This is a genomic window from Alcanivorax sp. NBRC 102024 (assembly GCF_001602235.1).
GTDB lineage: Bacteria > Pseudomonadota > Gammaproteobacteria > Pseudomonadales > Alcanivoracaceae > Alcanivorax.
In genome coordinates this window covers 73,677-94,368 of sequence record NZ_BDAS01000005.1, presented here as the reverse complement: position 1 = coordinate 94,368, position 20,692 = coordinate 73,677, and the positions used below count along the sequence as shown (strand labels likewise).

Here is a 20,692-nt window from a genome sequence, read left to right as displayed (position 1 = left end):
TTACTCCTTTACCGAAAAAAATTTTCATCCATTGAAAATGCCTGGATACGCTATCGCCCGGCGATCTTGATGGGCGACAGCAATAGCGAGCCGCTGGCAATGTTACCCCGATAATCCACATCGGTGCCGCTCCCCTGAATACCCCTGAGCATCTCCCCCAGATGCCCCGCAATGGTAAACTCTTGCAAGGCGCCTTGTATGACGCCGTTCTCAAACCAGAAACCACTGGCACCACGGGAATAGTCACCGGTCACCAGATTCACCCCCTGCCCCATCACTTCAGTGACCAGAATCCCCCTGGGTACACGAGCCATCAAGGCTGCCAGTGATTCGCCGGTATCCGTGATCGACAGGTTGCGCACCCCGCCCCCATTGCCGGTGGGGTCCATCTGCAAACGGCGACCGGCATACAGACCCAACGCATACTGTCGCAGCACGCCATCCTCCACAAAAGACTGGGCCCGGGTGGGCAACCCATCCCCATCGAACGGCGCGGAAGCATTCCCGGCAGCCAGATGAGGATTCTCTGTAAGCGAGAACCCCTTGGGGAGCACGCTGCTGCCGATGCTGTCCTGCAGAAAGGAACTACGACGATAAAGGGCGCCGCCGCTGATCGCCGACACCAGGTGTCCCAACAGGCCGGAGGCCACCTCCGGCGCAAAGATCACCGGTAATTCACCGGTTTCGGGAATGCTGGCCCCCAGCCTGGCCAATGTCCGCTCCCGGGCTTTCTCGCCAATCTCCTCGGCAGCGGCCAGTCGCTCGCCAATACGCCCGCCGTCATACCAGTAATCGCGCTGCATGCCGTTTTCATCTTCCGCCACCACACTACAGACCCGGCTGTGGTGGGTGCCACGATAGCCATGCAAGAAACCTTCAGAGGTCGCGAAGACCCGCAGACTGGCGCCACTGTTGATGGACGCCCCTTCGGAATTGACGATGCGGGCATCATTGCGAGCCACGGTTTCACAGCGCAATGCCTCGTCAATGGCCGCCTGGGTATCCATTGCCCAGGGATGATACAGATCCAGATCCGGCACCTCCCGGGCCAGCATGGAAGCCGGCGCCAGGCCCGCATAACGATCTTCCTCGGTGTAGCGGGCAATCGAGGCCGCCGCCTGGATGGTATCGCGCAGGCTATCCCGATTGTCATCGGAACTACTGGCATGCCCCTTGCGCTGGCCACGAAACACGGTCACCGAGACCCCCCGGTCGCGGTGGAATTCCACGGTTTCCACCTCGCCCTGGCGCACATTCACCGAATACCCCTGGGACAAGCTCACATTCACTTCCACGCCATCGGCGCCCTGCCGTTTCGCCTCTTCCAGCACCCAGGCGGCCGTGTCTTCCGCCTGGCGTAATTGGGCAATATCCAGTACTGCTGTCGTTGCGGGGGAATCAGACATAAAATAGCGGTTCCGTAACCAGAATCAGAAAATGTAATGACCGAGTATAACGACGACCTGCTGACCAGCAAGACACAACAAAAACGCGATGACAGTGCTTTGCAGGAGCTGGGACTCTCGTTGATGGACATGAAGCCGGCGGAGCGAGAGCGACTGCCCCTGGGCGATGAACTGAAAAAGGCCCTGGACGAAGCCGGCCGTATCAATCACCACGAGGCCCGCCGTCGCCATGCCCAGTACATCGGTCGCCTGATGCGCGAATCCAACAGCGAGCAGATCATCCAGGCCCTGGAAGCGTTTCATGATCCGTTCCGCCAGCAGCGGCTGACCAACTGGGTGGAGCAGATCATGGCCTGCGATCAGCCCAGGGACGCTGAAAGCACCCTGCAGCAAGTCCTGGAATTCTTTCCTCACGGTGAGCGCCAGCAGCTGCGAAACCTGAGCCGTAATGCGCTCAAGGCCCGCGTGGCCGACCCGGCCACAGCGTCTGCCGCAGAAAAAGACAAGTTCAAACGCGAGCGGCGCAAGCTGATGAGCTACTTGAACCAGCTGGACAAAACCGCGCCTCTGTATTGAGAGACGCTTACGCCTACACACCAAGCCAACCAGCTGGCGTAGGGCGCACTGAGCCTAAGGCGAACTGCAGCGGCCTTGCATTGTTTCTCGGCCCAACGTTCATTGGTGCAGTTCGCCTTTGGCTCAGTGCACCCTACCCTCATACTAGGTTCAGGTTTTCACTATTAACTGTTAACTATTCACTGTTAACTGCTTTATTGCCCTGCCACCAGCGAACGAACGCCTCTCCCACCGCCTGTTGCGGCATGGAGTGCTCCTCACCATCAATGCCCTGCTCTTCCTCCATCCCGGTCACCTTAACGCTGGTCGCGGCAAACCAGGCGGCAGGGTCGTCGATGCCCGCCGCCATGTCTTCACCGTATAGCGCCTTGCTGAACCAGGTACGATCAGAATCATCCCCGCAACCAAAAGATGTGCGATCCGATGCGGCGGAGGCGAATATCACCCGCCGGGGGGAAGCCAGGGCCTCCACCCATTGGCCGGAATAACAGGCCGACACCACCAGCCACTGGTGCCTGGCCTTGAGGGCATTGAACCACTGTTTTCCATCCGCCACGCTGAGATCATTGAGCGTGAGATTATGGTCATCCAGCAACAGGGCGCCCTCCCGGGAACCGTGACTGACCAGATGCACCATGAGCAGGTCTTCGTTTGGATCCATTAACGCATCCAGGGCTTCGAGGGCTTCACGCACACTGGTTCGGGTCGCCAGGGGCAGGTCGTCGCTGCCACCGTTGACAAGCTTCACATGGCGACGTTTCAGATCGAACACGGATCCCAGCCGCTCTGCCACCCAATCCACCTCGCGGGCAAACACACCTTCCGTGCCATCGCCCCCCACCACAAGCAAGTACACATCACGTACGCCGGGACGCTGTGGGGCAAGGGATGACAACACTGACTGCAAGCGGCTGGACTCGGTATATAAACGCGCTTCAATTTGCGCCGCCTGGGCGTGGCGGTTCTTCTGATAGGCCTCCTCGCTGGCATAGTAACGGCCACGCACGAAATAGCCTTTTTCCACCTGCGCTTGCGAATCACCCTCCGCCGGACGGGTGCGCGTACCGTTGCCGTGGGCATAACCGTTTTCAAACTCGCCACGGATCACCACGCCGTCCGGACGGGTCAGCGTGCCCTGGCCATGGAAGGAAAAATAACGGAACTGCCCTTCATATTGGTAGCCTTCCTCATCCCGGTAACGGCCTTCCACCAGTTCACCATTCTCGAAACGGCCTTCATAGTGTTGTCCCGCCTCGGTGACCCAGAGCCCCTGGCCATGGGGAGCAAGATCATGAAACTCCCCCTGATATGAGCCCCCTTCGGTATAGCTGACGGAGCCCTCCACCAGCTCCCCCTGTTCGAACCGGCCCTGCCAGGTGGCCTCGTCACAGGTAAATTGCCCCTGCCCGTGCAGAACGCCGTCGACGAACTGGCCTTCCTGAACACAGCCCCGCCGGTCCACCAGCTTGCCGTGTCCATGGAGCCGTCCTTCACGGAAAGCCCCCTCGTAGTAGCGGCCATCCGGCCAGGTCAGCGTCCCTTCTCCATGGAAGAGGTCATCCCGTGTCTCACCGTCATACACGGCCCCGTCCGGCAAACGCACCTCCGCCGGCCACTGCACCGGATCACAGCCCGCCAGCGAGACAAGAACCATTACCAGGCAACATACTTTCATCGACAAGCCCGCCGCGTAGTTGATGACGTTACCCAACCGGCAGTTTGAACTGGGCCAGCTGTGAGGAAGTGCGGCGCAGATGCAGGCACAACAAGCGGGCAATGTTTTCCATGATGAGACTGACCGCATGGGGGCTGCGTTTGCGCAATTGTTCCACGCCTTTACGGGTAAGCACGATCAGGGTGGCATCCTCCGCAGCACGGACTGTCGCCGAGCGGGGCTCGTGGTCAACCAGTGCCATCTCACCCATGGAGTCCCCCGGGCGCAGATGGGCAATCACCACCTCTCCGCCAGCCTCGCTGTTCTTGACGATATCCAGGCAGCCACGCACCACGAAGCAGACAAAATCGCTGCGGTCCCCTTCCCGGCACACCGGCTCGCCCGCCGGAACCCGATTCACAAAGACCAGTTTCTCCAGCACCCCAAGCTCTTCATCACTGAGCCCGGCGAACAGACGCATCCGTGACAGCACATCCATGACCTGTGACATCAGGCAGTGCCCCCCACTGTCAGGGCGTCCACGCGGAGCGTGGGTTGACCCACCCCCACCGGCACGGACTGGCCATCCTTGCCGCAGACACCGATACCACTATCCAGGGCCAGATCATTGCCCACCATGGAGATACGACTCATCACCTCCGCCCCGCTACCGATCAGGGTGGCGCCTTTCACCGGGCAGACAATCTTGCCCTTTTCCACCAGATAAGCTTCGCTGGTGGAAAACACAAAACGCCCGGAAGTGATGTCCACCTGGCCGCCGCCGAAGTTCACCGCGTAGATACCCCGGTCGAGACTGGCAACGATATCCTGCGGGTCACTTTCACCGGGGAGCATGTAAGTGTTGGTCATGCGTGGCATGGGCAGGTGCGCATAGGATTCCCGACGACCGTTGCCGGTGGGCGCCACACCCATCAGGCGAGCGTTGGTCTTGTCCTGCATGAACCCCACCAGCTTGCCGTTTTCGATCAGGGTATTGCAGGCGGTGGGGGTGCCCTCATCGTCGATGGTCAGGGAACCGCGGCGATCCGCCAGGGTGCCATCATCCACTACCGTACACAGGGGCGATGCCACCTGCTGGCCAAATTTCTTGGCGAACATGGAGGTGCCCTTGCGATTGAAATCGCCTTCCAGGCCATGGCCCACGGCTTCGTGCAACAGCACACCGGGCCAGCCCGGCCCCAGCACCACCGGCATGGTCCCCGCCGGTGCCGCTACCGCTTCCAGATTCAGCAAGGCGCCACGCACCGCTTCGCGGGCCCAGGTCTCGATACGCTCTTCCTGCAACAGCCAGTCATAGGCCACCCGGCCACCGCCACCGGCACTGCCGCGCTCACGGCGACCATTGCGCTCGGCGATGACACTGACATTGCAGCGGATCAACGGCCGCACATCGGCGGCCAGAGTGCCGTCACTGGCCACCACCATAATCACATCCTGTTCAGCACTGAGGCTGGCAGTCACTTCGACGATGGCCGGATCCAGTGAACGGGCCAGGGCATCAATACGTTGCAACAGGGCCACCTTGTCTTCGGCGGGCCAGCCCAACAGCGGATCAATGGCCGCATAACGGGCCGGCACCGACCGGCTGGAAAGTTGAATCTGCCGATCCTGGCCCTGGCGGGTAATGGCGCGGGCGGCGCCGCTGGCCTGCTGCAGCGCATCCAGAGTGATGTCATCGCTATAGGCGAATCCGGTCTTGTCGCCCTGGACAATACGCACCCCGGCACCGCGTTCGGTGTTGAAACTGGCATCGCGGACGATGCCGTCTTCCAGTACCCAGGCCTCATGGCGACTGTGCTGGAAATACATGTCGGCATAGTCTGCCTGGCCGGTGAGCTTGCCGTTCAGCAGCGACGCCAATTGCGGGGTGTGCAGGTTTGCCGGCGCCAGCAGGACAGACTCGGCAATGGATAGGGCGTCGTTATGTGTCATAGGGTCCTTCAATTCGGAATCGTTGATGCTGTTGAACCGGCATTCTTTGCCGAAGCTCGCTCATGGTAGCAAGGTCCAGCTCCGCCACAAGGGCACCGGGAGCATCACCCAGACTGTCCACCACTGTGCCCCAGGGATCCACCAGCATGGAATGCCCATAGGTGGATCGGCGCGGGCCATGCTGGCCACACTGGTTGGCGCCCAGTACATAGCAACCGGTCTGCACCGCTGTGGCACGCAGCAGCAGCTGCCAGTGCGCTGCCCCGGTGACCGCCGTAAAGGCGGAAGGGTACACCAGCAACTGTGCGCCGGCGTTAACCAGCCGCTGCGCCAGCGCCGGGAAGCGCAGGTCGTAACAAATCGCCATGCCCACCTGCAGACCGCCCACAGAGACGGTGGCCACTTCCTGACCGGGCTCGAAGAAATCCGACTCCCGGTAGCGCCCCTGGGCATCCTGCACATCCGCATCAAACAGATGCAGTTTGTCGTAACGGGCCAGGGGCTCCCCCGTGGCACTGACTGCGATGGAGCAGGTTCGCACCAGGGGCGACGGTACCGGCCGGCCATCCGGCCGCTGCAGGGCGGGCAGGCTGCCACCAATAATGGCCATATCCAGGGACCTGGCCTGATCACACAGCCAGCTCACCAGTTCATCGTAACGTTCGCCCAGGGAACGATAGTCTCCCCCATAGGCAGCGAAGTTTTCCGGCAGCACGGCGAGGCTGGCCCCTTTTTGCCGGGCCTCTGCCAGCAATGCACCCGCCTGGCGAAGGTTATCGTCCGGCTGCTTGCTGCTGGTCATCTGGATGGCCGCTACCGAATAGCGCATTGACGTCATTCGAATATCCCCTCGGTTTCTTTCACCTGCGGGCTGCTCCAGTTGCCGGTTACCCGGTATTCCATGGTGGTAGTCTTGTCCAGCCGGTCGCCCCAGATCCGCTCCACCACAAAAATGCCGGCACAGGCAGCGGGCCCGGCCAGACATCCCGCATACAGGTTACTGGACAATGGCAGGGTAACCTCCATGTTGTGATCCAGGGTTTCCTTTTCCAGATCAATGGCACCTTTCACACGAATCGCCGCGGACGGCGAATCAATGGCCAGATTGGAGGTGGCCACGCGCGGACCATCAATCGAGAAATCGCCGGTAATGCTGTCGCAGCTCATTCCCTTCTTGTACAGGTCCGAGAAATCCAGCCGCAGGCGACGCTGGATGGTGCCGATGTTGAGAATCCCCAGCAAACGCAGGAAAGAGGTTCGGGTGTCGGTATCCGGAATCCGGCATTCGCCGATATCCACCTGGGTTTGCCCTTCCAGTGCCAGATAATCCATGTTGAGGGGCCAGTCGGCCCAACCCAGTACCACCTGGGCACGGGCATCCTCGGACTCAATCAGTGCCGGTAACCCCCAGGCTTTCAGGGATTGGCCCAGGTTGTCAGAGGACAGGCTGCCATTGAAGCGGCTGTAGGGTTTACCGGACTGCTCGGTCCAGTCCAGCGTGCCCTGAAAGCGGCTGGATCGCCAGCGGCCATCCAGCTCAGAAATGCGCACCCCCTCTTTGACGGGCCGCACCTTACCTTGCCACTGACCATAGTCCTGGCCATTGATAACGATATTGTTGAAGTCCGCATCCACCGGCGGCAGCGTCAACGGAGAAACCGGCACAGACTGGCCCTTGTTCCCCAGGGCACCTTCGGGGAGGGTCAGATTGAGACGGGACACGGACAGGGCCAGCGGCGCCTCACCCCGGGCAGTAAAACCGTCCGGAATCCTCACAGACCCCGCTACCGCCCGGCTACTCAATGCCATATCCCAACCGGCATTTGCAGGCAGTACCGACAAGCGGGTATCCGCCACATCAACGCCAAACAGATCCAGACGATCCACCTGCAGACTGACCTTGCTCAGCGACGCCTGGCCGGTACCGCTGCCCCCCCCCCGTCTCGCCTTCAACGAGGGCATCAGTCGATCACCAATAAAGTCTATCCAGGGCTCCACACTGGCTTGAGCCAAACGACCGCGAACCTGCACCCCTTCATCAGGCAACTGCGGGGAGCCGCTACCCAGCAGCAGATCCCCTCGCAGGCGTTTATCCATGCGGAACGCCCCTTGCAGCAGACCGCCATAGTCCAACTCCAGCGACAAACGTCCCCTGGGATTGCTCAGGCGGATATCCAGTGGGCGGGTGGCCTGTGCAGACTTGCCCAGGGGTGCCGGTGCGTCCACGGTAATCCCCTTCAAGGACGATGCCGCACGCAAAAAAAACGCCGTTCCCTGCCAGGGAATCTGGACGGTGAGTCCCAGGGGCAACTGCCCGGACAACGGCGCCAACCAGGGGAACCCCAGCCAGTTTGCGGCCTGCTTCATGGGCACACTGCCATCGAGCTGAAGACGGCTGCGGCCATCGCGGGTCAGCCACTGGCCCGCAAACTGCCCACCCAGGGCCCGGGCCTGCAGCTGGTCAATCTGCATGCCATTGCGCGAGTGAAAATAGACCGGTGCCGAGGCATCCGTGATCTGCAGTTTCCGCGGCGCATTGTGCAAGGTGGCGTCGCTGACCTGGGCATCCACAATCACCACCGGTGCGCCGCTGTCTTTCTGCAAGGGAATGTCCAGCAGCAGGTAGCCGGCCATACTGCCGTCACGGAAACGCCAGTCCAGCAACTCGTCGGGCAGGGGTTTGCGAAGTGGCGTGTCCTGAAAAAGCGTATCCAGATCCTGGATCGGCCCACGGGCCTGCCCGGAGATCACCAGTCGGGGCGTCTCACCGGTTTCAACGTCTGCCACATCCACATGCACGGCTTTCAGATCGCTGCCCAGTATCCTGCCGGTGCGAGCCAGACCACGCACCTGGCGGCCATTGATCAGCACATCCGCCGACACCCCGCTGGCCATCGGCCAGTCGGGCAGGTAAGACAGGCGCACATCGCGGGCCTGGTAACGCATTTGAAGGGTCCGGTCCTGCTGCTGACTCTTGTCGATCTTCACCGGCCCCTGGTAAAGGATCTGTCCGCGCTGCAAGTGCCCGCCCTGGATCGCCTGCCCAAGCCAGCCCGAGAGCCCCTCGGGCAATCGCTTGAGCGGGATATAATGGTTGGCACGGGTGCCGTTACCCTCATAGATTTCTGCCGCCAGACGCAATTGCGGAACCTGTTCCGGCAACAGACTGAGCTGCATCATCGCCTCGCCATGGGCATCCGGATTGACCACCCGCAACCGTCCCGAGCGCACCCTCAGCGCCTCGCCATGGCGCTGCCAACTCAGCAGGCCACTGATCTGTCCCGCCAGAGCATGATCATAAAGCCGCGGAAATTGCAGGCTGAGATTGTCACCGTGCAGGTGCGCCAACCCTTCGGTCGCACTGCCAGACACCCACCCGGACAACCCCTGGACACCGGGTGTACGGTCCTGAGCCTGACTCGACAGGTCAGTAAAACGTAACTGGAACTTCTCCATTTGCCTGGCACGGCCCTGCACATAGACGCCGTCCAGCAGACCACGCGGTGACTGGTCCGCCAGCCGTTCGCGAATCCGCTGCACATTGTCGGGCAAGGTAAACGGCCACTGCTGAAACTGCTGACTGAGGCCATGAAGGGGCAGTTCACTTCCCCGGAACTGCCATTGGCGTTGCTCTCCCCGGGTCTGCCAACGCAGCGCCATATCTCCCAGACTGAGCGCCCCGGCCGGCGAATCACCGGACAGGCGAGACAACGACAGTGTCGCCTGCTTCCCGTCCCTGACCAACGCCAAGCGGGCTGACAAGTCCGTCATGGGCCAGGAGATATCGCCCTGCTCCAGGGTCAGTGTGGGCAGGGTCAGATTGATGAAGGCATCGTAGGGCTGCCCCTTCCTCAAGGTAGACCACACCTTCAAACGGCCATCAAGCCCCGCAAGCTGCATCGACCAGCCCAGGTCACCGGGCAGCCATTCGTGCAGCTGCTCCCCCTTCAGACTGGCGTAGAGATCCGCTTCCACGTCTTCCAGGGAAAACGCATCACCATGCAGATGAATGCGTGCCTGAACCGACAAGGGCCGGTCCCGGGCTTCCAGATTCACCGCCAACCGATGCTCGTCTCCGCGGTTTATCAAGGTGGCCTCCAGCTCGGAGGCTGCCAGTGGCGGCATGCCAGGCCAGTCCAGAGAAAGACGGGCATCGCTGATCACCAGCAACTGCTGGCGGTAAAACAGGGTCAGGATGCGCTCCAGCGGCGGACGTTGTTGCGGGTCATTGCTGCCCAGGGCATCCAGACCACGCAGGCGTATGCTGCCGTCTTCGCCACGCACCAGATTCAGCTCAACGCCCTGAATGCGCAGCTCCTTGAGCACCAGATCCCGATGCCACAAGGAGCGGAATACGTCGACACCCAGCACCACTTCGTCCAGTTCCAGGGCAGTATCCCCTTCCGGAGCCGGCAGCCGGATCTGACGGGCGATAAACTGGGGCACCAGCCCGGACATTTGTCCGTCCAGTTCGGCAATGGTCAGCGGCGTCTGCAGACGTTCTTCAAAAAGGGTTTCCAGCCGTTCCCGGTAATCCGGTACCAGCAACATCAACTGGCGACCGACTACCACATAGGTGGCGATCAACAGCAGCAACGCCACAATCAACCACCAGAGAGGGGGATACAGTCGATGCCAGCGATTCGGTCGAGTTGAGGCCATAGTCAATTGGGTTGCCAGTAACGGATGCCGACCTGATCCAGCAATGCCACCACCTGTTCCAGCGGCAGGCCGACCACCCCACTGTAACTGCCCGTCAGCGAAGCCACCAGCGCCGCGCCCAGACCCTGAATACCATACCCGCCAGCTTTGTCAGCGCCTTCACCGGTGGCCACATAGGCCTGCAGTTGCGCCTCACTGAGTTGGCGAAACTGCACCCGGGTGATGGAATACCGCACCGCCATATGGTCCCGGTGCAGTAATGCCAACGCAGACATCACCTGATGTTCGGCACCATTGAGCGCCTTGAGCATGGCCAGCGCCTGTTGCTCATCCGCCGGCTTGCCAAGAATCTCATCCCCCAACACCACCGCCGTATCAGCCCCCAGTACAGCACCGTCCGGCAGATCACCGGCTCCCGCTGCACCGGCCAGGGCCTTCTCCCGGGCCATACGACAGACATACTCCAGGGGCGGCTCCTGCGGCAACGGGGTTTCATCGATATCCGGGGCGGACAGCATGGAAAAGGGAACAGCAATCTGCCGTAGCAGCTCTGCCCGACGAGGCGAACCTGAGGCGAGGTAAAGAATCATAGGATCAATGAATAATTAATAGTGAATAATGAATAATTGACGTCACCAGAGCGCGACTCCAAAGCTGTCTATTTGCTTCCCTGCCAGATTCGCGTCGTTATTAATTATTCACTATTAATTATTAATTGGTGTTTATCGTACTAGAAAACGCAGCTGTACCCAGCGCAACAGCGCACAGACCGGTCGCCAAAGCACCGCGCTGGTCAGGGAAGCATAAAGAATGGTGTAAGGCGGATACAGGGTACGACCCACGGATTCCTGCACCAGATAGGCCAGCAGACTGACGGTGCCTACCAGCAGGAAAACCACGGCACACTGCTGCAACGAGGTGAACACCCGCATGCGTTTATAGGCGGCCAGCATCACAAAGGCGCCCAGGGCATAGGCCAGGCCCCATTGTCCCAGCGTGGTGCCGACCAGCACATCGTGATACAGCCCAACAAAGAAGCCCCACAACACGCCAATGCGGTTGGGCAATTCCAGCACCCAGTAGACCAGCACCAGCAGCATCCACTCCGGGCGCACCCAGTTAACGCTATCAGGCAGAGGAACCACTTCCAGCAATGCGGCGATCAGCAAGGTAACGACAATGACGCCTGTACCGGCGGGACGATCATGGATCATTGGCGGCCTCCGGGTCGGGAACCGGAATCAGGGGCTCATCGGTGGACTGCACCAAGAGGACATGACTGGCACGATCCACGCGCGCAGTGGGACGGGCAGCGATTTCAGCAAAAGGTGCGCCGGACTGATGGCGCACGCTGGTCACTGTCGCCACGGGATAGCCGCGCGGGTAGCGCTGCCCCAACCCGGTACTGACCAGCAGATCGCCCTCGCGAATATCTGCGGTATCGGGCACGTAGAGAAGCTTGAGACCATCTGACTGCCCGGTGCCGGCCAGCACCGCACGGACCCCGTTGCGATTCACCTGCACACTCATTGCATGGCTGGCATCGGTCACCAGCAGGACCCGGGCGCTGAGCGGGCCCGCATCCACGACCTGGCCGATCAGCCCCTGGGCATCCAGCACAGCCTGACCCCGGAAAACCTGCTCGCCCTTGCCTTTGTTGATCACCAGCTCTTGCCGGTTGGGGTCCGGATCCACACCAATGATCTCCGCCACCAGCACATTGGCATCCAGATCCGCAGAGGAATTGAGCAATTCGCGCAGACGCACATTTTCCGCTTCAAGCACTGCCAGCCGCTGGACGCGCTGCTCAAGAATCAGCGCCTGTCTCTGCAAGCGCCGGTTTTCATCGATCAAGGCCCCACGGCTCTGGGTCTGCTCGGACAACCATTCCCCCGAATCCACCGGAAGATGGGCGAGGTAATGGATCGGAGCGGTGAGATAGCCGAGCACATGCCGTACCGGCGCAGCCCAGGGGGTACGCTGGTCCAGGACCATCATGATGACGGCCAGAACCAGCGCGATCAGGAGTCGATAGGTGGGATTGGCCGGTGCAGCCATGGGTTATTAGCCCATGGCCAACATATCGAAACCCTGGCTGTCCATCAGCTCCAGCGCCTTGCCGCCACCACGGGCCACACAGGTCAGCGGGTCATCCGCGACAATCACCGGCAGGCCGGTTTCTTCACTGATCAACCGGTCGATATCACGCAACAGGGCGCCACCACCGGTAATCACCAGGCCACGCTCGGCGATATCGGAGGCCAGTTCCGGCGGCGAGGCTTCCAGCGCATTTTTCACCGCATTGACGATGGCCGCCAGCGGCTCTTTCAGCGCTTCCAGGATTTCCTCGGAATTCAGGGTGAAGCTGCGCGGCACCCCTTCAGCCAGGTTACGGCCACGCACATCGATCTCGCGGATTTCGGAACCGGGATAGGCGGTACCAATCTCGTGTTTGATACGCTCAGCGGTAGATTCACCGATCAGCGAGCCGTATTCCTTGCGCACAAAGGCGACAATGGCTTCGTCAAAACGGTCACCACCGATACGCACGGACTCGGAGTACACCACGCCGTTCAGGGAAATCAGGGCGATCTCGGTGGTCCCCCCACCGATATCCACCACCATGGACCCGCGCGCTTCCTCTACCGGCAGGCCGGCACCGATGGCGGCGGCCATGGGCTCCTCAATCAGGTACACATCGCGGGCTCCGGCGCCATAGGCCGAATCCTGGATGGCCCGACGCTCCACCTGGGTGGATTTACAGGGGACACAGACCAGCACCCGGGGCGCCGGCGGGAAAAACCCGGTGTCGTGGACCTTCTTGATGAAGTACTGAAGCATTTTTTCGGTGACATCGAAATCAGCGATCACCCCATCCTTCATGGGACGGATGGCAGTGATATTGCCGGGAGTCCGGCCCAGCATGCGCTTGGCATCGGCCCCCACGGCAGCGACACTCTTCTGGGCACCATGATGGCGAATGGCCACCACGGACGGCTCGTCCAGTACGATGCCGCGGCCACGTACATATATAAGGGTGTTGGCGGTCCCCAAATCGATGGACAAATCGGTGGAGAACATCCCCCGAATACGCTTGATCATGGACATCTCTGGCGTGTTTCCTGAAATTTTCGCGAAAAAACGACACCGGGCGGGAAAAAACCGGGCATCTCACAAGATGGCGCAACTCTAGCAACGGCAGGGGCATTGGGCAAGCTGACACTGGCCCTTTTACACTGGCTGGCAGTGGCCCCGGACAGGCGGTCTATGGTACTTTTTGCGGCTTTCCAGACCCGCATTAGCTTATCTCTGCCCACCGCAGAGAATCCCAACGGAGAGAATCATGGCCATTGATTCCAAGGTGGTAGCCCAGGTGGCCCATCTGGCGCGCCTGAAAGTGGACGAGGCAGACAGCGCTGCCCTGTCCGACCGACTCAATGACATCCTGGCCATGGTGGACCAGCTGCAGCAGGCCGATGTGACTGATGTGGCGCCCATGGCCCACCCGCTGGACGTGACCCAGCCCCTGCGAGAAGACGAAGTCAGCGAGCCCAACGTGCGCGACAAGGCACTGGACATCGCCCCCGCCGCCGAAGACGGCTGTTTCCTGGTTCCCCGGGTGATTGAGTAAACAGGTGATGAGCAACGCCATGCACAACAAGACACTGACAGAACTCAAGGCCGGTCTGGCTGCCGGGGACTTCTCCTCCCGGGAGCTCACCGAGCATTTCCTGGCCCGCATCCAGCAACACGACAGTGAACTCAACAGTTTCATTACCGTGACCGCCGAGCAGGCCCTGGCCCAGGCCGATGCCGCTGATCAGGCCATTGCCGCCGGCAATACTGCCCTCCTCACCGGCCTGCCCATCGCCCACAAGGATATCTTCTGCACCGAGGGCGTGCGCACCAGCTGCGGCTCGAAGATGCTGGATTCCTTTATTGCCCCCTACACCGCCACCGTGGTGGAAAAGATGGCCGCCGAAGGTGCCGTCATGCTGGGCAAGACCAACATGGACGAGTTCGCCATGGGCTCCTCCAACGAAACCAGCTACTACGGCCCGGTGAAGAACCCCTGGGACCTGGAACGGGTCCCCGGCGGCTCCTCCGGCGGTGCGGCGGCCTGTCTCGGTGCCCGTCTGGCCCCCGGCGCCACTGGCACCGACACCGGCGGCTCGATCCGCCAGCCGGCGGCCCTAAACAACATTACCGGCCTCAAACCCACCTACGGACGCGTTTCCCGCTGGGGCATGATTGCCTTTGCCTCCAGCCTGGATCAGGCCGGCCCCATGGCCCAGAGTGCAGAAGACTGCGCGCTGATGCTGCAGGCCATGGCCGGTCACGACCATCGTGATTCCACCAGCCTTAATGAAAAGGTGGATGATTATCTCGGCGCCCTGAACAACGACATCCGTGGCCTGACCATCGGTATCCCGGAAGAATTTTTCCCGGACACCCTGGACGGCGCCATCGCCGACAACAGCCGCGACGCCATTCGCGAACTGGAAAAACTGGGCGCCAAGGTGGTCTCGGTATCACTGCCCAGCGTCAAACTGTCGGTACCGGCCTACTATGTGATCGCCCCGGCGGAAGCCAGCTCCAACTTGAGCCGCTTCGACGGCGTGCGGTTCGGCCATCGCTGTGACGACCCGAAAGATCTGGAAGACCTGTACAAACGCTCCCGTTCAGAAGGGTTCGGTGATGAGGTTAAGCGCCGCATTCTGGTCGGCGCTTACGCCCTGTCCGCCGGCTACTACGACGCCTATTACCGTCGCGCCCAACAGGTCCGCCGCCTGATCCGTGACGACTTTGCACGCGCCTTCGAAAAAGTCGATGTGTTGATGGGCCCCACCGCCCCGGAAACCGCCTTCAAACTGGGCGCCAAGAAAGACGATCCGGTAAGCATGTACATGGCCGACGTCTTCACCATCGGGGTTAACCTGGCCGGCCTGCCGGCCCTGTCCATGCCCACCGGCTTTATCAACGGCCTGCCCACCGGCACACAGATCATCGGTAACTATTTCCGCGAAGGTCAGATCCTCAACGTGGCGCACAAGTATCAGCAGGCCACCGACTGGCATAAACAGGCTCCGTTTTTTGGAGGTGAGCAATGAGTTGGGAAGTCGTGATCGGTCTGGAAATTCACGTCCAGCTCAACACCGTCAGCAAACTGTTCTCCGGCAGCAAACTGTCCACCGGTGCCGAGCCGAACACCCAAGCATCGCTGGTGGATCTGGGCATGCCCGGCACCCTGCCGGTGGTGAACAAGGAAGCAGTGCGCAAAGCGGCGCTATTTGGTCTGGCCATCAACGCAGATATCTGCCGTCACAGTGTGTTTGAACGGAAAAATTATTTTTATCCGGATCTTCCGAAAGGCTATCAAACCACCCAGCTGGCCGAGCCCATCGTGGGTGCCGGCGAGGTAGAAATCCAGCTGGAAAACGGTGAGAAAAAAACCGTGCGCATTCATCATGCGCACCTGGAAGAAGACGCCGGAAAATCTTTACATGAAGACTTCCATGGCATGACCGGCATCGACCTGAACCGGGCCGGTACGCCGCTGATCGAAGTGGTCACGGAACCGGATATGTCCAACGCCGAAGAAGCGGTGGCCTTTGCCCGCAAACTCCATGCGATTGTCACCTCCATCGGTATCTGTGATGGCGACATGTCCCAGGGCAACATGCGTTTCGATGTAAACGTATCTATTCGCAAGCCCGGTGATGAACTGGGCACCCGCACCGAAACCAAAAACCTGAATTCCTTCCGTTTTATGGAACGGGCCATCAAGCTGGAAGTGGAACGGCAAATTGATGTGCTGGAAGACGGCGGCGAGATTGTGCAGGAAACCCGTTTGTACAACGGCGACACCCACACCGCACGCTCCATGCGCAGCAAGGAAGACGCCAACGATTACCGTTATTTCCCCTGCCCGGATCTGCTACCGGTGGCTATCACCGATGCGGACCTGGAAGCACTGAAAGCGGCCATGCCGGAACTGCCCAATGCGCGCAAGGCACGGTTCATGGACGACTATCAGCTGTCCGAGTACGACGCGGATCTGCTATCCGGCTCCATCGCCACTGCCACCTTCTTTGAAGGTGCCGCCAAGGCCGGCGGTGACGCCAAGCTGGCAGCCAACTGGGTGATGGGCGAACTGGCCGCCAGGTTGAACGCGGAAGACAAAGATATCAGCGACAGTCCGGTCAGCGCCGAGCAACTGGGCCAGCTGATTGCCCGACTGAAAGACGGCACCATCAGTTCCAAGATTGCCAAGCAGGTCTTTGAAGCCTGCTGGGCCGGCGAAGGTGACCCGGATACCATCATTGAGGCCAAGGGCCTCAAACAGATGAGCGACAGCGGTGAGCTGGAAAAAATTGTCGATGACATCATCGCCAATAACGCGCCCCAGGTTGAGGATTACCGCAACTCTGATGATGCCAAGAAAAAGAAAAAAATCGGTTTCTTTGTGGGCCAGGCAATGAAAGCGACACAGGGCAAGGCGAATCCGCAGCAACTGAATCAACTGCTGCGAGAGAAACTCCAATAACACCCTATCCGTAGGAGCCATGCTTGCATGGCGAATCTGCTCGCACCCCCTTCGGGTGTTCGCCATGCGAGCATGGCTCCTGCAGCACAGGTATCCACCCGAGGTGCTCCATGACCACTCAAACCTTCCAGAACCGCGTCACCCTGGAAAAGAAAAACGACATCGCCTATGTCACGCTGAGCCGCGCTGAAAAATACAACGGCCTGGATTTCGCCATGATGGAAGGTCTGGTGGAAGCTGCCAAAGCCGTACGCAAAGACAAGAGCCTGCGCGTGGTGATCATGCAGGGCGCAGGCAAGGCGTTCTGTGCCGGGCTGGATTTCGGCACCGTCATGAAGCAGCCACTGAAATTGCTGAAAGGCTTCACCAAATACGGCGTAAAGAAAACCAACCTGTTCCAGGAAGTCTGCTGGTGCTGGCGAGAGCTGCCCATTCCGGTCATCACGGTGCTGCACGGTTACTGCTACGGCGGCGGCATGCAGATCGCCCTGGCCGCGGATTTTCGGATCAGCACGCCGGACTGTGAAATGTCGATCATGGAAATCAAGTGGGGGCTGATCCCGGATATGACCGGCAGTGTCACCCTGCGCGAACTGGTTCCCATGGATGTGGCCAAGGAACTGACCATGACCGGTCGCCTGTTCAAGGGCGAAGAGGCCAAAGCCCTGAATCTGGTCACCCGGGTGGCTGAAGACCCGCTGGCGGAAGCGGAGCAACTGGCCGAGGCGATCAAGACTCGCTCCCCGGATGGCATCAGCGCTGCCAAGGCCCTGTTCCAGCAAACCTGGAACGTGCCGGAAACCCAGGCATTCGATACGGAAAGCAAACTTCAGTTCAAGCTGCTACGCGGCAAGAACTATCGTCGCGCCCTCCAGGCGGGACAGAAAAAGGAAGCTCCGCAATTTGGTCCGCGGGAACGGGACTACTGATACCCCATACCGGTGGGGGCAAGACAGGGACACCTGCCCCCCGACCGGCACCCCCGGCACCTGACAACTCAGCCCTGTTTCGTAGCCTCAACTTGCTGCATACTCAGGCGAAAATACGAGTTTGTTGAGGCACTGCATGATTTCCGTGGCCGAAGCCAGTGGCGGCTTTTCCGCTCTGACCCGCATGTACAAACGCCTGGTCGATGACTTCATCGGTCAGCTACCACTGCAACCCCAGTCCTTCCCTCTGGCACCCACAGACAATGCCTTCAAGCAAGGCATGTGTGCTGACACCACCTACGTCGTGAAAGGCGGCATGCTGGGCATGCGCTGTCAGGAACGCAAATTGTTTACCTGGGATGAGGGGGACATGATTCTGCCCGATGCCGCCGGCAACGACGAAGTGACCTACTACGCGGAAAGTGCCGTGCTGCTGGCCGCTTACCCCACCGTGAAACTGGTCGAAACCGTCCTCGCCGACGAGCGGCTGGCGCGGCTGTGGACCCGTATTCTCACCATCCAGCAGGCCATGCTGCTACGCCTGCTCGCGGCCCATGTCCCGGAAGAAAGCCATACCACCACCGGGTTTGCCTATTTCGAGCCCGGTGACGTGATTATCCGCCAGGGTGAACCGGCGGATTACGTGTTCAGTCTGTTCGAGGGTCAGGCAGATGTGCTGGTAGACGACGTTGTGGTCGGCCATGTCAGTGAAGGGGAAGTGCTGGGCGCCATTGCCCTTCTCACCCATTCCCCGCGCAGTGCTACGGTGCGCGCCAAACACCGGTGCTCCGTGGTCAAGGTGCCCAAGCACCAGTTTAAAAACCTGATCCGCACCAATCCCGGCATGATTCACAGCCTGCTTACCGATATGGCCCGGCAAATCACCGATCTCAATAATCAGGTGGTCCAGCTGTCCGCGTGAGTGCCGCTGCCTGGCCCAGTCAGGTGCATTGTCCCCCTCGGCAAAGGGGCCTATATTGGCAGTAAGGAGGTTGGCCTGAACACCTTCTCGCAGGGTCGACCTTTGTGCTCAGCCAGGGAGGCCAGGACCATGCGACACATCCTTTCCATAGCCATCATTCTCTGCCTACTGATTCTGGTGGCCGTCTATTTCTTGTCTGACCCGGACCCCGAGACCAGCAACCCGACCCTGAACATGGCGCCGGAACAGACCCTGTCCCAGGATTCCGCGCCGGCTCAGGACGATGAGCCTGCGCGCCCCCAGGGGCAATGAGGCTATTGGCGTATCACGCCGGAGGGATCTGGCGGGAGGAGCAGACCGGACAAGCGGGATCTCGCTGAAAACGCATCTCCCGCCAGGATAGCGTGCGGCCATCGAACAGCCGCAGGGTGGCAGGCAGGGATGTCCCCAGCAGCACCTGTATGGCCGCCAACGCCTGCAGCGTGCCGATGATGCCCACCACCGGCCCCAGGATACCCGCCTGGCTGCACGCCAGATCACCGTCCGAGCCCTCCCCGTAGACACAGGCGTAGCAGGCACTGCCCGGTTGGCGCAGGTCAAACACCGCCAACTGACCGTCCATGCGGATGGCAGCACCACTCACCAGCGGCCTCCGGTGAGCCACACAGGCCTCATTGATACGCTGACGCGTTGCAAAATTATCCGTGCAGTCCAGCACCACACTGGCCTCGGCCACCTGCCGATCCAGCCAGTGCGTATCGGCTCGCAGCCTATGGGCCTGGATCGCAATCTCCGGATTCAGCGCCAGCAAATGTGCCTTCAGGGCCTCGGCCTTGGGCCGACCCGTATCCTCATCACGGAACGCCACCTGCCGATGCAGGTTGCTCGGTTCCACCACGTCATCATCCACCAGCACCAGTTCACCGACCCCGGCGCCCGCCAGATACAAACCCGCCGGATTGGCCAGCCCGCCACAGCCCACCACCAACACCCGCGCTGACGCCAGGGCTTCCTGACCGGCCAGATCAAATTCCTCCACCATCAACTGGCGGCTGTAGCGAAGTAGCTGATCGTCGTTAAGCATGGCTGTCTCGCTGGCACACAACACGCTTCACGCTTGCACGCAAAACATTGAGATTCGATGGTGCAGTTCGCTTGAGCTCAGTGCACCCTACGGTTTGATTTTCGGGTTTTCGCTATTAACTCTTAATTATTAACTATTAACTGCCTTCCCACCGTCACCCGCTCATTGCCGCCCAGGTCACGCTCGGTGCGCACCCCGTCGAAACGTCCTGCCTCCATCAGCGCACGCACCTGCGCACCCTGCTGGTAGCCATGTTCCAGCAGCAGCCAGCCACCGGCAACCAGACGGGCCGCGGACTGGGTGATAATGGTGGCCAGGTCCGCCAGGCCTCGCTGATCCGCCACCAACGCAGAGCGAGGCTCAAAGCGCACATCTCCCTCATCGAGATGATGATCCGCCGGATCAATGTAGGGAGGGTTGCTGACAATCACATCGAAAGGTCCCCGGCAATCCTCCAGCCAGCTTCCCTGTTGCAAGGTCACCTGCGCACCCAGCTGGCGGGCATTGCCCCCGGCCACGGACAGGGCCGCCGCACTCAGGTCGGTCAGGGTCACCTGCCACTGGGGACGCTCCAGGGCCAGAGTCACGCCGATGGCACCGGTTCCCGTGCCCAGGTCCACCACCCGGGCCGGGCCCGCAGGCCCCAGTTTCAGAGCCAACTCCACCAGGGTTTCGGTATCCGGTCGAGGGATCAGAGTGTCAGGGGTAACGCTGAAATTGCGGCCAAAAAATTCCCGCTCGCCGGTCAGGTGAGCCACCGGTTCGCCCCGTTCCCGCCGTGCCAGCAACGCCAGAAAGCTCTGCTGCTGGTGCGCCTCCAGTTCCCGTTCCGGCCAGGTAAACAGATAGCTGCGCGGGCGCGCCAGCACATGGCAGAGCAGCACCTGGGCATCCAGGTCCGGGCTGGGGGACGATGCCAGCCGCTCCCTTGCCTGGCGCAGGGCCGCATCAATGCGCAT

The 20,692-nt window shown here is 60.7% G+C and carries 19 protein-coding genes; 7 read left to right on the top strand and 12 right to left on the bottom strand.

Features of this window, described 5'->3' with window-relative positions:
* Positions 1–50: 50 nt before the first annotated feature.
* Positions 51–1,406, bottom strand: a complete 1,356-nt coding sequence (gene pmbA / locus A0251_RS09870; protein WP_062816675.1) for a metalloprotease PmbA — start codon at positions 1,404–1,406, stop codon at positions 51–53.
* A 36-nt stretch (positions 1,407–1,442) separates the two neighbouring features.
* On the opposite strand from pmbA, the gene yjgA reads away from it, so the two are divergent.
* Complete coding sequence (gene yjgA / locus A0251_RS09865; RefSeq protein ID WP_062816674.1) at positions 1,443–1,982, top strand: ribosome biogenesis factor YjgA; 540 nt, start codon at positions 1,443–1,445, stop codon at positions 1,980–1,982.
* 175 nt (positions 1,983–2,157) lie between these two features.
* Here the strand turns inward: yjgA and A0251_RS09860 are convergent, their stop codons facing one another.
* The 9 genes from A0251_RS09860 to A0251_RS09820 form a co-directional block, all read right to left on the bottom strand.
* A complete protein-coding gene (locus tag A0251_RS09860) occupies positions 2,158–3,657 on the bottom strand; it encodes a C13 family peptidase (RefSeq protein WP_062816673.1) in 1,500 nt (499 codons plus the stop codon).
* Between the two features lie 28 nt (positions 3,658–3,685).
* Entirely contained in the window at positions 3,686–4,147 is a 462-nt protein-coding gene (locus A0251_RS09855) for a Crp/Fnr family transcriptional regulator (protein ID WP_062816672.1), read from the bottom strand.
* Positions 4,147–5,589 (bottom strand): metalloprotease TldD, encoded by a 1,443-nt coding sequence (tldD, locus tag A0251_RS09850; protein WP_062816671.1) that lies wholly within the window; start codon positions 5,587–5,589, stop codon positions 4,147–4,149. Before tldD ends, A0251_RS09855 begins: the two co-directional genes overlap by 1 nt.
* Complete coding sequence (locus A0251_RS09845) at positions 5,579–6,427, bottom strand: carbon-nitrogen hydrolase family protein (protein ID WP_082810832.1); 849 nt, start codon at positions 6,425–6,427, stop codon at positions 5,579–5,581. The genes tldD and A0251_RS09845 overlap by 11 nt, the downstream gene beginning before the upstream one ends.
* Entirely contained in the window at positions 6,424–10,251 is a 3,828-nt protein-coding gene (locus A0251_RS09840) for a YhdP family protein (RefSeq protein WP_062816669.1), read from the bottom strand. The genes A0251_RS09845 and A0251_RS09840 overlap by 4 nt, the downstream gene beginning before the upstream one ends.
* Positions 10,252–10,253: 2 nt before the next feature.
* Positions 10,254–10,841 (bottom strand): nucleoside triphosphate pyrophosphatase, encoded by a 588-nt coding sequence (locus tag A0251_RS09835; RefSeq protein ID WP_062816668.1) that lies wholly within the window; start codon positions 10,839–10,841, stop codon positions 10,254–10,256.
* 132 nt (positions 10,842–10,973) lie between these two features.
* On the bottom strand, positions 10,974–11,465 hold the full coding sequence (mreD, locus tag A0251_RS09830; protein WP_062816667.1) for a rod shape-determining protein MreD: 492 nt from the start codon (positions 11,463–11,465) through the stop codon (positions 10,974–10,976).
* On the bottom strand, positions 11,455–12,309 hold the full coding sequence (mreC, locus tag A0251_RS09825; RefSeq protein ID WP_062816666.1) for a rod shape-determining protein MreC: 855 nt from the start codon (positions 12,307–12,309) through the stop codon (positions 11,455–11,457). The genes mreD and mreC overlap by 11 nt, the downstream gene beginning before the upstream one ends.
* A 6-nt stretch (positions 12,310–12,315) precedes the next feature.
* Positions 12,316–13,353 (bottom strand): rod shape-determining protein, encoded by a 1,038-nt coding sequence (locus tag A0251_RS09820; RefSeq protein WP_035248243.1) that lies wholly within the window; start codon positions 13,351–13,353, stop codon positions 12,316–12,318.
* Positions 13,354–13,594: 241 nt separating this feature from the next.
* On the opposite strand from A0251_RS09820, the gene gatC reads away from it, so the two are divergent.
* The 6 genes from gatC (at position 13,595) to A0251_RS09790 (ending at position 18,961) form a co-directional block, all read left to right on the top strand.
* Positions 13,595–13,882 carry an Asp-tRNA(Asn)/Glu-tRNA(Gln) amidotransferase subunit GatC gene (gene gatC, locus A0251_RS09815; protein WP_062816665.1) on the top strand — a complete coding sequence of 96 codons (288 nt, stop codon included), beginning with the start codon at positions 13,595–13,597 and terminating at the stop codon, positions 13,880–13,882.
* Between the two features lie 19 nt (positions 13,883–13,901).
* Complete coding sequence (gatA, locus tag A0251_RS09810; RefSeq protein WP_062816835.1) at positions 13,902–15,362, top strand: Asp-tRNA(Asn)/Glu-tRNA(Gln) amidotransferase subunit GatA; 1,461 nt, start codon at positions 13,902–13,904, stop codon at positions 15,360–15,362.
* A complete protein-coding gene (gene gatB, locus A0251_RS09805) occupies positions 15,359–16,798 on the top strand; it encodes an Asp-tRNA(Asn)/Glu-tRNA(Gln) amidotransferase subunit GatB (RefSeq protein WP_062816664.1) in 1,440 nt (479 codons plus the stop codon). Before gatA ends, gatB begins: the two co-directional genes overlap by 4 nt.
* A 110-nt stretch (positions 16,799–16,908) precedes the next feature.
* Positions 16,909–17,727, top strand: a complete 819-nt coding sequence (locus A0251_RS09800) for a crotonase/enoyl-CoA hydratase family protein (protein WP_062816663.1) — start codon at positions 16,909–16,911, stop codon at positions 17,725–17,727.
* A 136-nt stretch (positions 17,728–17,863) separates the two neighbouring features.
* Positions 17,864–18,649, top strand: coding sequence for a cyclic nucleotide-binding domain-containing protein (locus A0251_RS09795; protein ID WP_062816662.1), 786 nt, complete (start codon positions 17,864–17,866; stop codon positions 18,647–18,649).
* 129 nt (positions 18,650–18,778) lie between these two features.
* Entirely contained in the window at positions 18,779–18,961 is a 183-nt protein-coding gene (locus tag A0251_RS09790; protein WP_062816661.1) for a hypothetical protein, read from the top strand.
* Positions 18,962–18,974: 13 nt separating this feature from the next.
* Here A0251_RS09790 and A0251_RS09785 read toward each other — a convergent pair whose 3' ends face one another.
* Entirely contained in the window at positions 18,975–19,733 is a 759-nt protein-coding gene (locus A0251_RS09785) for a molybdopterin-synthase adenylyltransferase MoeB (protein ID WP_062816660.1), read from the bottom strand.
* Positions 19,734–19,855: 122 nt separating this feature from the next.
* Entirely contained in the window at positions 19,856–20,692 is an 837-nt protein-coding gene (prmC, locus tag A0251_RS09780) for a peptide chain release factor N(5)-glutamine methyltransferase (RefSeq protein WP_062816659.1), read from the bottom strand.